General features: G+C 64.1%; 12 protein-coding genes. 7 read left to right on the forward strand and 5 right to left on the reverse strand.

Going from position 1 to position 14,360, the window contains the following annotated elements; genetic code table 11:
• Nucleotides 1-85: 85 nt before the first annotated feature.
• A complete protein-coding gene (locus K1X15_RS09225; protein ID WP_220307160.1) occupies nucleotides 86-1,267 on the reverse strand; it encodes a lipase family protein in 1,182 nt (393 codons plus the stop codon).
• 51 nt (nucleotides 1,268-1,318) lie between these two features.
• Nucleotides 1,319-1,732, reverse strand: a complete 414-nt coding sequence (locus K1X15_RS09230; protein ID WP_220307161.1) for a winged helix-turn-helix transcriptional regulator — start codon at nucleotides 1,730-1,732, stop codon at nucleotides 1,319-1,321.
• A 158-nt stretch (nucleotides 1,733-1,890) separates the two neighbouring features.
• On the opposite strand from K1X15_RS09230, the gene K1X15_RS09235 reads away from it, so the two are divergent.
• From K1X15_RS09235 to K1X15_RS09255, 5 genes are all read left to right on the forward strand, one after another.
• Nucleotides 1,891-2,772, forward strand: a complete 882-nt coding sequence (locus tag K1X15_RS09235) for an NAD(P)H-binding protein (protein WP_240549701.1) — start codon at nucleotides 1,891-1,893, stop codon at nucleotides 2,770-2,772.
• Nucleotides 2,773-2,910: 138 nt separating this feature from the next.
• Complete coding sequence (locus K1X15_RS09240; protein ID WP_220307162.1) at nucleotides 2,911-5,289, forward strand: efflux RND transporter permease subunit; 2,379 nt, start codon at nucleotides 2,911-2,913, stop codon at nucleotides 5,287-5,289.
• Between the two features lie 177 nt (nucleotides 5,290-5,466).
• Nucleotides 5,467-5,994 (forward strand): hypothetical protein, encoded by a 528-nt coding sequence (locus K1X15_RS09245; RefSeq protein WP_220307163.1) that lies wholly within the window; start codon nucleotides 5,467-5,469, stop codon nucleotides 5,992-5,994.
• Between the two features lie 111 nt (nucleotides 5,995-6,105).
• Complete coding sequence (locus tag K1X15_RS09250; RefSeq protein WP_220307164.1) at nucleotides 6,106-7,380, forward strand: diguanylate cyclase domain-containing protein; 1,275 nt, start codon at nucleotides 6,106-6,108, stop codon at nucleotides 7,378-7,380.
• 105 nt (nucleotides 7,381-7,485) lie between these two features.
• The gene (locus K1X15_RS09255) at nucleotides 7,486-7,983 is read left to right on the forward strand and encodes a cytochrome b (RefSeq protein ID WP_220307165.1); all 498 of its coding nucleotides are present in this window, start codon (nucleotides 7,486-7,488) and stop codon (nucleotides 7,981-7,983) included.
• Between the two features lie 59 nt (nucleotides 7,984-8,042).
• On the opposite strand, the gene ssb is transcribed toward K1X15_RS09255, so the two are convergent.
• Nucleotides 8,043-8,549, reverse strand: a complete 507-nt coding sequence (gene ssb, locus K1X15_RS09260) for a single-stranded DNA-binding protein (RefSeq protein WP_220307166.1) — start codon at nucleotides 8,547-8,549, stop codon at nucleotides 8,043-8,045.
• A 278-nt stretch (nucleotides 8,550-8,827) separates the two neighbouring features.
• Between ssb and K1X15_RS09265 the strand changes: the two genes are divergently transcribed.
• Both K1X15_RS09265 and uvrA read left to right on the forward strand, forming a co-directional pair.
• Nucleotides 8,828-9,472, forward strand: coding sequence for a LysE family translocator (locus K1X15_RS09265; RefSeq protein WP_220307167.1), 645 nt, complete (start codon nucleotides 8,828-8,830; stop codon nucleotides 9,470-9,472).
• Between the two features lie 192 nt (nucleotides 9,473-9,664).
• The gene (uvrA, locus tag K1X15_RS09270; protein WP_220307168.1) at nucleotides 9,665-12,556 is read left to right on the forward strand and encodes an excinuclease ABC subunit UvrA; all 2,892 of its coding nucleotides are present in this window, start codon (nucleotides 9,665-9,667) and stop codon (nucleotides 12,554-12,556) included.
• A gap of 577 nt (nucleotides 12,557-13,133) precedes the next feature.
• On the opposite strand, the gene K1X15_RS09275 is transcribed toward uvrA, so the two are convergent.
• Both K1X15_RS09275 and K1X15_RS09280 read right to left on the reverse strand, forming a co-directional pair.
• Complete coding sequence (locus K1X15_RS09275; protein ID WP_240549702.1) at nucleotides 13,134-13,559, reverse strand: DUF1489 family protein; 426 nt, start codon at nucleotides 13,557-13,559, stop codon at nucleotides 13,134-13,136.
• On the reverse strand, nucleotides 13,556-14,233 hold the full coding sequence (locus tag K1X15_RS09280) for a glutathione S-transferase family protein (protein ID WP_338033496.1): 678 nt from the start codon (nucleotides 14,231-14,233) through the stop codon (nucleotides 13,556-13,558). Before K1X15_RS09280 ends, K1X15_RS09275 begins: the two co-directional genes overlap by 4 nt.
• Nucleotides 14,234-14,360 lie beyond the last annotated feature (127 nt).

Genomic DNA, 14,360 nt, shown 5'->3' on the forward strand with positions numbered 1-14,360 from the left:
TCGAAAAGGATGCAACCACGCTATATCGCAAACATCTCTTTGCAAAGATATGTTTGCGATTTCTGTTCAGGCAGCCAATCCGGGATCAGCAATTGGGCGTCGGCGCGACACCTGCAAACCGGGCGCGAGTCCAGGTGATGAGATCGCCAACGAGCGGAGAATCCGGAGCCACCACGCCGACATGATCACGGCCTTCATATTCATGAAAATCCAGCGCTACGCCCGTGTCGCACAGCTGCCGCGCGAAAGCCTGCTGCACCGGCGGCAGCACCAGATCGTCGGTCGCCCCCTGCCCGATGAAGACCGGCATGGCGTATGGGCCCTTCGGAACGTTCTGGCTGAGCCGCGCGCCCAGCGCACCCTGCCGCGGGTCGGTTCTGAAAATGCCGCCGGCGGGCAATAACGCTGCTTCGGCGACCGAAACCAGAGTTTCAAGACCGCCCACGCAGCGGCCGGCAATGTCGCCCGACAATCCCGCGCTCGGCCAGCCGACATAGGTTTGGTGGCTCACATCTGCATAGACAGCGGCATAGGCCGCAATCAGATAGCTCGAGACGATCTTTCCGAACATGCCGCCTTGCGCCGTTTCGACAAGCGAGGGGAGATCGCTAGCCGGAGCAAAGGCCGCAGTCCCAAGAATGTCGATGTCCGGGGCGTAGTCAGGCGCGCGAATACCGGCCCATAGCGCCGAATTGCCACCCTGCGAATGGCCCCAGACCACCGCTTCGCTACCGATCTCGACGTCTTGCATCTGTGTCGCGGCGCGGATGGAATCCAGCACGGCCCGGGCAGCATCGTCGCCGACCAGATAGGCATGGCTGCCCTCTGTCCCCAATCCGACATAGTCCGTGGCAACATAAGCCCAGCCTTCCGCGAGCAGTTCTGGCAAAGCCGGCACATTCGCAAAGGGCGCGAACACCGAGGGCGCGCAACCTGGAAAAATCCCGGTCGTGCCATGAGCCCAGGCCACCGGTTGTAGAGCCCCGTTGGCACTGTCAGCGACCATGACGACTGCACTGGCGACGGCAGGCGAGTCATCGATGCGGGTTGTTGAATAAAGGATCAGCCAGGCCCTGGCCCCATCAGGCACATCCTTGGTGTAGGGCCGGACGGCCAGCAGCGTTCCGGGCACCGCAGTGGCTTCGACCGAGCGATAGAAGGCGTCCGGATCCGCCGGGCGCGCCCAGACCCAGATGCCTGCCAGGGTCGCCAGCAGCAGCACCACCAGGACCACAACAAATGCACGCAGCAGCCGCAGCAGGTTCATCGGGGTGCCCTCCCGCTGTGACGATAGCAGAGCCCCTTGTCCGCTTCCAGATCAGGCCAGGGCGGCCTGGTCGAAACTCTTCCGCGCGGCATGGATGCTGTCGATGCTCTCATTGGCCCATGCGATGAGCTGTCCAAAGGGCACGATCAGCGAATGCCCAAGCGCCGTGAGCCGATATTCCACCGAGGGCGGCTTGGTGTCGAACACCTGCCGCGCCACCAGCCCGTCCCGCTGCAGGTCCCGCAGCGTCTGGGTCAGCATCTTCTGGGAAATGTCGGGAATCTCCCGATGCAACTGGTTGAAGCGCTTGGGTCCCGCCGCCAGATACATGACGATCAGCATGCTCCATTTGTCCCCGATCTTGTCGAGCACATTGCGCACCGGACAATTGCCCGTCTGGCTGAAGCTCGCAGCCTCGTTCCAGCGCTCCACGAATATCGCCGCCGCGTCCTGACCGCCCTGCATGCACTTACCTCCAGGTAATCTTCGACCGAAAAAGTGCCTCCTTTGCACGCCGTTCCGGCTGACCTAGATAGGCACTCACTTTTCGATACGTACTCTCCATTTGACCCTATATCAATGGAGCGGATCGAAAGTCAGACCTGCAATCGCTGGAGATCATCGTGACCAAATTTGCCAATTCACCCCTGCTCGTCACCGGCGCCGCCGGCAATCTCGGCCGCATCGCCGTCGAGGAACTGCTGGCCCGTGGTGCCACCCGCGTCATTGCCGGCTCGCGCGATCCGGCAAAGCTGGCCGACCTGACTGCGCGCGGCGTCGAAGCCCGCAGAATCGATTTTGATGATCCCGCGAGCCTGGCAGCGGGCTTTGCCGGTGTGGACCGTGTCCTGATCATCTCGACCGGCGATATCGGCCGGCGCGTTGCCCAGCAGACCGCCGCCGTCGAGGCCGCCAAGGCCGCCGGTGTCAAGCACATCGTCTATACCTCCGCCCCGGCAGCCAGGCCCGATGCCGATGCAGGCCTCAATCCCGAGCACTTCTGGACCGAAGTGGCGATCGCCGCATCGGGGCTCGATTTCACCATCCTGCGCAATCACATGTATGCCGAAAACAACCTTATGGACCTGCCACAGGCTGCTGCCTCGGGTCAGCTCTTCGGCCTGATCGGCGATCGCGGCACTGCCTATGTCACCCGCGCCGACGCGGCCCGCACCGCCGCCGGGGCACTGCTTTGGGCCGAAGGGAAGACCGTGGAAGACGTGACCGGCCCCGCCCCTGTCACCAATACCGAGCGCGCCACGCTGGTGTCCGAGCTGACCGGCAAGCCGGTTGCGCTCATCCCGCTGGCACCCGCCGACCTCAAGGGCGGCATGGTCGCTGCCGGACTGCCCGAAGGTTTTGCCGAAGCCCTGGTCGCCTTCCAGCGCGACGCCGTCAGCGGGCACCATGGCGTGGTAACCGACGTCGTCGAACGCTATTCGGGCCGCGCGCCCCAAGCTCTTGCCGATTTTCTCAAGCACAACAGCGCCGCCTTGATGGCCTGAACCGGAGCGGGTCCGCATCAAATCGCGGGCCCGCCCAATCCACCCAGACGCGCCACGCCCTCGTGCCGCTGGACGCCTTCGCGACAAACCCCTACAAAAATCGACACAATTGCCGCCGGATGGGGGAGTCGGGTTCTGGTGTCTTCGGGTTCTGTCGTTTCGCGACTTGTCGACTGGTTCACCACGCGACGGTCAATCGGCTTCGGTTTCGAGTATCTGGGCCTGCTGACGCTGCGCTATCCGCGCATTGTCTCCGTCGCCGTCCTGCTCTTCACCATCATCTGCTTCTGGCAGGTACCGCGCGCCAATGTGGATGGGGACCTGCTGCGGGTCTACGCCCATTCAGGCCATTATTACGACGCCTACGACAAGCTTTCGAAGACCTTCGGCACCTTCGAGAACGACATCTATGTCCTGGTCAATTCCCCTAATCTGGTCGATCCGGACGTTCTCGAGGAGGTCCGCAGCCTCGCTTTCGACCTCGAGCTGAACGAATACGCCGTCGGCACCATGTCGCCCTTTACCCTGCGCAAGCCCAATGGCAGCGGCGGCTCGGTCCCGGCCGTGCCCGAGGGCATGCTCAATGCCGATGAAGTCGCCATGTCGCTGATGGATCTGCAGCAGAACGACCCCATGATGCGAAACCTCATCACCCCCGACCTCACCGGGGTGGTGCTGATCATGTTCCCCAACCAGGAGCTGGTGAACCAGAACGGGGCCAAGGCGATGATCGCCAGCCTGCGCGAGACCCTGTCCTATTATCAGGGCAGCGACCTGCAGATCGAGCTGACCGGCCCGCCGGTCTGGACCTCGGAAATGCTCAACGCCGCGGTGGACGACCAAATCAAGTTCACTGTCTATGGCTTTGGCCTGGGCGCCTTCATCGCCCTGTTCGCGCTGCGCTCCTTCTGGGGCGCCATCCTGGTGGCGGCGACGCCCTTCGTGGCGGTTGCCTGGTCCATCGGCACGGTGCTGCTGCTCTTTGGCTCCTTCTCCTTCCTCACCATCATCGTCACCACGCTGGTGCTGGTCATGGCCTTCGCAGAATCCATGTTCTTCGTGTTCAACTGGCTGGCCTATTGGCGGGACGGCATGGAGCCCAACAAGGCGGTCGACACCACGCTCAAGCTGGTCGGCCCCGCCACCTCCCTGACCACGCTGACCACCATGGTTGCCTTCGCCTCGCTCTATTTCTCGCCCGGCCAGGGCGTGCAGGAATTTGCCCTGGCGGGCGCAGCGGGTTGCGTGATCATGTTCGTATGCCTGATGACGGTCATGCCGCTGCTGCTCAAGCTGGCGATCCGCCTCGGCTTCAAGCTGCCCAAGGCACCCAATTTTGCCCTCAATGCCCCGGTTCCCGCGGCCCTGGGCCTGGCCATGCGCTTTGGCCGTCCCTTCAGCGTTCTCTCGATACTGCTCACCATCCTCCTGATCGTGCCCTTCTTCCTGATCCAGCCACGCTTTTCCTTCGAGGACTACATGGCCAAGGATTCGAGGGCCCTGACGGCCGCCGAAAGCATTGATGAAGGCGTGGGGGGCGTGGCGCCGCTCTATGTGCGCGTCCCGCTCAAGGAGATGGATCCCAATGTCGGCGCCGAGGATTTCGAGACCATCCGCAAGGTGCACGAGATCGTCGAGAGCGAACTGGGCGAGAACAAGGTGATCTCGGCCGCCAGCCTCACCAACTACACCGAAACCGGCTTCAGCCGCGAAGAGGTGTTCGACGCGGTCGGCCCCTTCATGCGCAAGCGCTTCATCACCGAGGACGGCAGCCAGGCGCTGGTGACCGGCTTCATGCCCACCATTCTTGAAAGCCAGGCGCTCAAGGACATGGTGGCGCGGCTCGAAACCAGGATCGCCGAAGCCGGCATTGCCGATGCTGAAGTGGGCGGCTTCAGGGTCCTGACCACCTTTGCCACCGACGACATCGTGCGCTCGCTGCAGATCTCACTGGCCGCCAGCGTCCTGCTCAACCTCGTCCTGATCGGGCTCGCCTTTGGCTCGCTGCGCATGGCGCTGATTTCCGCCGTGCCCAACATGTTCCCCATCCTGGGCACCCAGGCCTGGCTCTGGGCCACGGGCGCGGGCCTGCAGCTGACCACCGTCATGGCCCTCACCATCGCCTTCGGCATCGCGGTCAACGACACCATCCACATGCTGTCCCATTACATGCATGGCCGCCGCGAAGAGCAGCGCAGCCACCTCGATTCGGTGCGCCACACGCTGCATCGCATCGGCGGCGCCATCGTCGCCACCACCGTCATCCTGTGTGCGGGCACCATTATCGTGGCCTTCTCCGAACTGCCGCAGGTGGCCCTCTTCGGCACCCTCTTCGTGCTGTCGCTGGCCCTGGCGCTGGTGGGGGACCTGTTCATGCTGCCCTCGCTGCTGGTGGCGGCGTCGCGCTGGCTGGAAAACCTCACCTCCATCAGGGTGCAGACCGCCGACCATGTGCCCACGCCCGATGATCCGACCGGCGATACCGATACAAGGCTGGGCGCGAGTGGCGCGAAATAGCGAGCCGCTTGCCGCCCCCCGGTGGCAAAAGCTAATGTTTCCGTGGTGATTCCAGCCCGACAGCGCGTGGCGCGATCACTTTCGCGAGAACCGGCCGGGTGACCGGCCGAACACGGCTATTGTTGGCCGGCAACGACATGCCGGGGGGCCTGTATTGCTTTTTGGAGGCATAGCGCCATGATCACTCTTGGACCCCTGACCCGTGCTGCAGCACTGGCAGGTCTCCTGTTTTCCGCCATTGCAGGTGCTACGCCCGTCGCCGCCGCACCGGCCGATGTCGAGTTGCTCAAGTCCTATATCGGCGAGTGGCGCGGCCGGGGCGTGCTCTATGGGGCGAGCGAGGAATCGGTGGTCTGCCGCCTGTCGCTGAGCGAAGGCAACCAGGACAAGGTCAATTATAGCGGCCGCTGCGCCCTGGCGGGCACCAATCTCTCGGTGGCCGGAACGCTGGCCTATGTGGATGCCAGCCGCCGTTTCGAGGCAGCCATGACCTCCAACGCCACCTTCACCGGAATCGCTGTCGGACAGAAGCGTGGCTCGGGCCTGGTCTTCAACCTGCGCGAGCGGGACCAGGATGAAGAGGGCAAGGATCTCAACATCACGGCGCAGATCCACCTCGACCGGGACGCCATCCAGGTGGTGTTTGAGGTCGTCTATATCGATTCAGGTGACAGTTTGCGCGCCGAAGTGCCCTTCTCCCGCTGACCGGCACATGTGGTTTTCGGCGGCGGTATCCTCCTGATATCGCCGTCTTTTTTGTGCCGACCCCTCTGACGCAAGAACAATGTCTTAAGGAGCCGCTGCTAGGGTTCGCGCATGCTTGTGCAACCCTTTGCGCCCGATGACCTGCCTTATGACGCCGTCCCTCTGGCGGGCGGAGACGCGGCGTCCGGCCGCGCCTTTCTTCGACGCTTGCGCGACTGTGCCGGCATGGCGGGCGCCGGCCTGGTGGCCCAGGGCCTGCATTGGGTCGAGATGGACGGAATGGCACCGCCCGAAGGGATCACGCCGGCCATGCTCGGCCTCTCCGGCCGCGTCGCGACCGATGCCGCCTCCATGCTCATCGTCGTGCCGATCCCCAGCGTTTATCGCAACGCTCCACATTGGCTGGTGCTCTGGGACTCAGCGCCGCGGCCGGCGGCCGAGGCCAATCTGCTGCTGGCCCGGGTCACCGAACTGGTCGCCCACGCAGCGATCGAGCGCCGCCGCGGCGCGGAAATCCACCGCCGGCAACTGATCGAGCGCGCCTCGGCCACGGCGCGCATCGGCATCTGGTCCTGCACCCTGCCCGATGAGACCCTGTCCTGGAGCGACGGCGTCTACGACCTGTTCGAACTTCCGCGCGGCTCGCTGGTCGACCGGACCCAGGTGCTCAGGATGTACACCCCGGAATCCGCCGCTCGCATGCAGGTCCTGAGGGCCGATGCCATCGCCCGGCTGGGCGATTTCAACCTCGATGTCGAAATCATCACCGCCACCGGCAAGCACCGCTGGATGCGCATTACGGCAACCGTCGATGGCGTGAACGGCCGCGCTCGCCGGATCTTCGGCATGAAGCAGAACATCACCGAGGAGAAGCTGCTCGCCGAACGCACGCGGCGCCTGGCCGAGACCGACAGCCTGACCGGGCTCGCCAACCGCAGCCTGTTCCAGGCCCGGCTCGACGACATCCATGGCGCTGTCACGCGAAATCCGGTGGGCACCCTGCTGCTGGTCGACCTCGACCGGTTCAAGGCAATCAATGACGAGCTGGGCCACAGCCAGGGCGACGCCTGCCTGGTCGAGGCGGGTCAGCGCCTGGTCGAATGCTGCCCGCCCGGCGCCCTGGTCGCCCGCATCGGCGGCGACGAGTTCGCCATCATCATCGACCGGCAGGCCAAGGCCGAAGACATCACCCTGTGCATCCGGATCGTCGAGGCGTTTCGCAAGCCCTTCCACCTGGCCGGCCAGGCACGGCGAGTCGGCGTCTCCGTCGGCATGGCCCGGCGCGACGGCCAGAGCGCCGACGCCCTCTACCGCAATGCCGACACCGCGCTCTACCAGGCCAAGTCGGCCGGCCGCGACACCTGGCGTCAATATTCCGCCGCCTGATCGCTTTCAGCTTGCCGTAAGGTTGGTTCGCCATCCTGAATACGTCCCGGCCGTTCGGGACCGGCGCCTCGCACGTGCCGCGCATCAGGATGAAGGAAAAGGGCCATGTCATCCACCCGACAGGGATATAACAGGCTGCAGATTTGGACACATTGGACAGTCGTGATCCTGGTGGCCGTGCAATTGCTCGTTGCTGAAAACATGAGCGAAGTGATCGAGGCCGCCGAGGAGGGCGAGACGGTTTCCAGCGCAACATCGGCGCTGGGCGCCCTGCACTACTGGCTCGGCATCGGCATCATGATCGCCATGCTGGGCCGGCTCGGCATGCGGGTGGTTCTGGGCGCGCCCGCCCATTCCGGCGCCACCCATCCTCTCCAGGAATTTGCCGCCAGCGCCGTGCACTGGCTTCTCTACATTGTCCTGCTCACCGTTCCGATCAGCGGCCTGGTTGCCTATTACGGCCTCGCGGATGTCGGCGACATCCACGCCCTGTCCAAGCCGATCCTGATCGTGCTTATCGGGCTGCACGCGCTGGGCGCCCTCTACAACCAGTTCATCCGCCGCGATGGCACCCTCACCCGGATGATCCGGGCCGCAGACTGAGCCAGAAAAAAGAGACTGAGCCAGAAAAAAGCCCCGGTCTTTCCGGGGCTTTCCTGCTTTCAGAACGGGATGTCGTCGTCCATGCCGCCCGGCTCGAAGGCCGGGGCATTGGCGGAGGGGCGCCGTCCGCCACCGCCGCCGGAATTGTCGCGCACGCCGCGGAAGCCGCCATTGTCACCGCCGCCATAGCCACCGCTATCGCCGGCACCCTCGCCACGGCCATCGAGCAGCACCATGGACGAGTTGAAGTTCTGCAGCACCACCTCGGTGGAATACTTATCCTGGCCGGACTGGTCCTGCCACTTGCGGGTCTGCAGCTGGCCCTCGAGATAGACCTTCGACCCCTTCTTCAGATACTGCTCGGCCACGCGCGCCAGACCTTCCGAGAAGATCACCACGCGGTGCCACTCGGTCTTTTCGCGCTGCTCGCCGCTATTGCGGTCGCGCCAGCGTTCCGACGTCGCAACCGACAGATTGACCACCTTGCCGCCGCTCGGCAGGTTCCGCACTTCCGGGTCATTGCCCAGATTGCCCACCAGAATGACCTTGTTCACGCTGCCAGCCATGGCGCATATCCTTCCAATTCAGTCCCGGTCTGCCCGGTCGCGGGACGCTTTCTCTCGTGGGTCGTTGCTGCCGTCCGGAGCGCGGCCTGAACCCGGATGCCGCACCATAGACCTTTCCCGCCGCCACACACGTGGCAATTGCGGTTCTGCACAGGGTCTCGGCACTTGTTGTTCCCTTTATGTTCTATTTTGTGAGGCGCTTGTCAAGCCTGTCGCGATCCTGACACGCACTGTCAGCAGCCCTGCTCCAATCGATGGGGGAAACGAGGAACCCCGCGATGGACTACACACAGGCCCTCTGGCTCTACGCCATTCTGGTCTTCGGCATTGTCGTCGTGCCGGGCATGGACATGTTCTATGTGCTGGCCAATGCCCTGACCGGCGGCCAGGGGCTCGGCATGGCCGCCCTGGGCGGGATCATGCTCGGCGGCGCCGTGCACACGCTATTCGGTGCGCTGGCGGTCGGCGTGCTCTCGCAACTGCCGGTGCTGCTGTTCCAGGCCATGATCCTGGCGGGCGCCCTCTATATGGGGTGGATCGGCTATACGCTGCTGCGCAGCACCATCACCGTGGGCGGCGTGTCCCGGTCGCACGCGCGGTCCTCCTGGGTGGCCTTCCGCCAGGGGGCCATCACCTGCCTGATCAATCCCAAGGCCTATCTCTTCGTGCTGGCCGTCTTTCCCCAGTTCATGCGGCCCGAATACGGCCCCATCTGGTCGCAGGCCCTGGCCCTCGGCGTCATCACCGTCCTGACCCAGGGCGCTGTCTATGGTGCCATTGCGCTCGGAGCCAGCCGCACGCGGGACGCCCTGGTCGGCAGCCCGACTGCGACCATCTGGACCGGGCGCGGCGCTGGAGCCCTGTTCGTCCTTGTTGCGTTGTTCACGGCCTGGCACGGCTTGACATTGTCGTCAGGTGCTTGACCGAATCCATGGATGTTCTATCTATGTTCACAAACAAGAATGCTGTTTTGGCAAGCCGCCCCGGACACGCTAAGGTGACGCAAAACTGCGCAGCAGGCGACCGGGCAGCTTGCCTGGACGCTTCGTGCTGCCTATCTCCTGGCTTTTGCCCGCCCGCCCCTCCCCAAGGCGCGACAAGCAATTGGATCGAACATGACTGACAAGCCCAGCCTCAACCGCGAAATCGTCGTGCGTGGTGCCCGCGAGCACAATCTGAAGGGCATCGACGTCAAGCTGCCCCGCGACAGCCTGATCGTGATGACGGGGCTGTCCGGCTCCGGCAAATCCTCCCTCGCCTTCGATACCATCTATGCCGAGGGCCAGCGCCGCTATGTGGAGAGTCTCTCCGCCTATGCGCGCCAGTTTCTCGAGATGATGCAGAAGCCCGATGTCGAGCACATCGAGGGCCTCTCTCCGGCCATTTCCATCGAGCAGAAGACCACCAGCCGCAACCCGCGTTCCACGGTCGGCACCGTCACCGAGATCTACGACTATCTGCGCCTGCTCTATGCCCGCGTCGGCATACCCTATTCGCCCGCCACGGGCCTGCCCATCGAGAGCCAGACCGTCTCCCAGATGGTCGATCGCACGCTCGAACTGCCCGAGGGCACCCGTCTTTACCTCCTCGCGCCCATCGCCCGGGGTCGCAAGGGTGAGTTCAAGAAGGAACTGGCGGACCTGATGCGCAAGGGCTTCCAGCGCGTCAAGATCGATGGCGAATATCACGAGATCGAGGATGCCCCCGCGCTCGACAAGAAGTTCAAGCACGACATTGAAGTCGTCGTGGATCGTCTTGTTGTGTCGAACGAAATCTCGGGCCGCCTGGCCGAAAGCTTCGAGACCGCGCTCAAGCTCGCCGAAGGCATTGCGCTCATCGAATTTGCCGACGAGAAGAACGAGGACGGCACAGCCCGACAGATCACCTTCTCGGAAAAATTCGCCTGCCCGGTCTCCGGCTTCACCATCGCCGAGATCGAGCCGCGCCTGTTCTCGTTCAACAATCCATTCGGCGCCTGCCCGGTCTGCGATGGCCTCGGGACCGAACAGAAGATCGACCCCGATCAGATCGTCCCCGATCCGACCCTGTCGCTGCGCGATGGCGCCATCCTGCCCTGGTCCAAGACCAGCGCACCCTATTACCAGCAGACCCTGTCGGCCGTGGTAAAGCACTACGGCGCCTCGACCGGCACCGCCTGGAACGAACTGCCCTTCGAGGTCCAGCACGCCGTGCTCTATGGCACCGACAAGACGCCGATCAACTTCGTCTATGACGATGGCCTCCGCCAGTACAAGACCACCAAGCCGTTCGAAGGCGTCATCGGCAACCTTGAGCGCCGCTACAAGGAAACCGAAAGCGCCGGCATGCGCGAGGAGATCGAGAAATACATGTCGGCCAAGCCCTGCGTGGCCTGTGGCGGCTATCGCCTCAAGCCCGAAGCGCTGGCGGTCAAGATCGACAATCTCCATGTCGGCCAGGTCACCGACATGTCGATCCGCAATGCGTCGCAATGGTTCAACGACCTCTCGGCCAAGCTGACGCCCACCCAGAGCCAGATCGGCGAGCGCATCCTCAAGGAAATCCGCGAGCGCCTGAAATTTCTCAATGATGTGGGGCTCGAGTATCTCTCCATGTCGCGCAATTCCGGCACTCTGTCGGGCGGCGAGAGCCAGCGCATTCGTCTCGCCAGCCAGATCGGCTCGGGCCTGACGGGCGTGCTCTACGTGCTCGACGAGCCCTCCATCGGCCTGCACCAGCGCGACAATTCGCGGCTCCTCGAAACACTGCAGCGCCTGCGCGACCTGGGCAATACCGTCATCGTCGTCGAGCATGACGAGGACGCCATCCTCACCGCCGACTATGTACTCGACATTGGCCCCGGCGCCGGCGTCAATGGTGGCCGCATTGTCGCCGAGGGCACGCCGCAGGACATTCTCGACCACCCCGATTCCCTCACCGGCAAGTATCTTTCCGGCCGCATGGGCATTCCCGTCCCCGCCGAGCGGCGCGAGGGCAAAAAGGGCAAGTCCCTCTCGATCAAGGGCGCGACCGGCAACAATCTCAAGAATGTTTCGGTCGACGTGCCGCTGGGCATGTTCGTCGCCATCACCGGCGTGTCCGGCGGCGGCAAGTCCACGCTGATGATCGACACCATGTACCAGGCCATCGCCCGCCGCCTCAACGGCGCCCGGGTGGTCCCTGCCCCGCATGAGAGCCTGACCGGCCTCGAATTCCTCGACAAGGTCATCGACATCGACCAGTCGCCGATCGGCCGTACCCCGCGCTCCAACCCGGCGACCTATACCGGCGCCTTCACGCCGCTGCGCGAATGGTTTGCCGGCCTGCCGGAAGCCAAGACCCGCGGCTATGGCCCGGGCCGCTTCAGCTTCAACGTCAAGGGCGGCCGCTGCGAGAAATGCGAGGGCGATGGCGTCCTCAAGATCGAGATGCACTTCCTGCCCGACGTGTACGTCACCTGTGACGTCTGCAAGGGCAAGCGCTACAATCGCGAGACGCTGGAGGTCCAGTTCAAGGGCAAGTCGATCTCCGACGTGCTCGACATGACCATCGACGAAGGCGTCGAGTTCTTCTCGGCCGTGCCCACCATCCGCGACAAGTTCGCGACGCTGCAGCGCGTGGGCCTGGGCTACGTCAAGATCGGCCAGCCGGCGACGACGCTCTCGGGCGGCGAGGCCCAGCGCGTCAAGCTCAGTAAGGAACTCTCCAAGCGCGCCACCGGCCGCACGCTCTACATGCTCGACGAGCCGACGACGGGCCTGCACTTCCACGACGTCGCCAAGCTGCTTGAGGTGCTGCACGAGCTGGTCGAGGGCGGCAATACGGTCGTGGTCATCGAGCATAATCTCGAGGTCATCAAGACCGCCGACTGGATCATCGATCTCGGCCCCGAAGGCGGCGATGGCGGCGGCGAGATCGTGGCGGTGGGCACGCCCGAAGAGGTCGCGGAGAACAAGCGCTCCCATACCGGGCACTACCTCAAGGAAGTCATGGACCGCCGCCCGCATTTCGTGAAGGCGGCGGAGTGATCACGGTCTGGTTGCCCCACTGAACTCCCCTTCTCCCCTTGTGGGAGAAGGTGCCCAAAGGGCGGATGAGGGGTGTACGATGTGTCGGCCTGCGCCTGAACGCCCCACCCACCATTCCGCCCTCGGGCTCGACCCGAGGGCCCCTAGCCACGTCAGCGCATGTTACGAATGACCCTCGGATCAAGTCCGAGGGCGATCCGCCCATACCGGGCACTACCTCAAGGAAGTCATGGACCGCCACCCGCTTTTCGTGAAGGCGGCGGAGTGATCACGGTCTAGTTGCCCCACAGAACTCCCCTTCTCCCCTTGTGGGAGAAGGTGCCCGACGGGCGGATGAGGGGTGTACGATGTGTCGGCCTGCGCCTGAACGCCCCACCCACCATTCCGCCCTCGGGCTCGACCCGAGGGCCTCTCGCCACGTCTGAGCATGTTCCGAATGGCCCTCGGATCAAGTCCGAGGGCAGAACCGTGTATTGGTTGACCTCGGCGGCGATACCGCCATTCGAGCACAGCTCTCATGGCCTTCTCGGCTCAAATCGCTCCACTGGAGCGATTTGTCCTTAGGAACGCCTCGAAGCTAGATCAGCCCCATCCGCGCCAGCTCGGCCGCGATCTCCGCCGAATTGTCATTGCCGCCCGCGTCCATGTCCGGCGGCGCATCCTCGGGCCGCAGATAGCGCCAGCCCTGGAAGGGCCGCTTGGGATAGGGCACGGTCCGCACGATCTCGGGCGACATGATGATGTCGCAATAATCCTTGCCCTCGGCATCGGTATAGGGCGCCAGCCGCAGGATAGGCTGCCGGCAGCAGATCGTGCCGGACATGACCCAGTAGATCGAGGCCTGGCCCTCCATCTCGGCGCCGCGCTTGGGCATCATGCGCGTGCGGTGCACATGCACGTCCTCGCCATAGTCCGCGCCCCACCAGTGAGCCCGTTCGTCGCGATAGCTCTCCAGTTCCTCCACGCTGGCCACGCCAACGCAGAGCTTCACCATATGGATCATGCCAGGGTTCCCGGCGCCACCCGCCCCTGGATCACGTCGATCTCGTCATCGTCGACAATCCAGGGTTCCTGCAGGGCCTGTGCGAGCCAGTCCTGGAAGGCCGGAAGGGCGTAGATCGCCTCGACATAGCGTTGCGCCACGTCCGAGACGGGCAGGTCATAGGTCCGCAGCCGCGTTGCCAGCGGCGCGAACATGGCGTCGGCGGCCGAGAACGCGCCGAACAGATAGGGCCCGCCCGAACGCGTCAGCAGCCCGCCCCAGAGCGTTTCGACCCGGTGCAGATCCTTGCGCACGGCGTCGAGATCCACCTTGCCCGGATGGGTGGCGCGCAAATTCATCGGCGCGTGGCTGCGCAGCCCAGCAAAGCCGGCATGCATTTCCGCGGCCGCAGCGCGCGCCAGCGCCCGGTCGGCTCGGTCCTTCGGCCAGATGGCCCTGTCGGGAAAACTGTCCGCCAGAAATTCGAAGATGGCGATGGTCTCGGGCACCACCAGGTCGCCATCGATCAGCACCGGCACCTTGCCGGTGGGCGAGCGGGCAGCCAGGTTTTCCCGCCAGCCCGGACCCGACAATTGCAGCACTTCGTCCTCGAACGGGATCTCGAAATGCCGCAGCACCAGCCAGGGCCGCAGGGACCACGTCGAATAGTTCCGGTTCCCGATCAGAAGCTTCATCACACTGGCCTCGTTCCAAGAAAGAAGGGCGCCCAGTGGCCGGGCGCCCTTCGTTTAAACCTTCTGTAGTGAAAAACTCCAGTGTGTTTCTACACACCAGCAACCACGGAGAAAACCAGCCCCAGGG

The organism is Devosia salina (assembly GCF_019504385.1).
Taxonomy (GTDB): Bacteria; Pseudomonadota; Alphaproteobacteria; order Rhizobiales; family Devosiaceae; genus Devosia; species Devosia salina.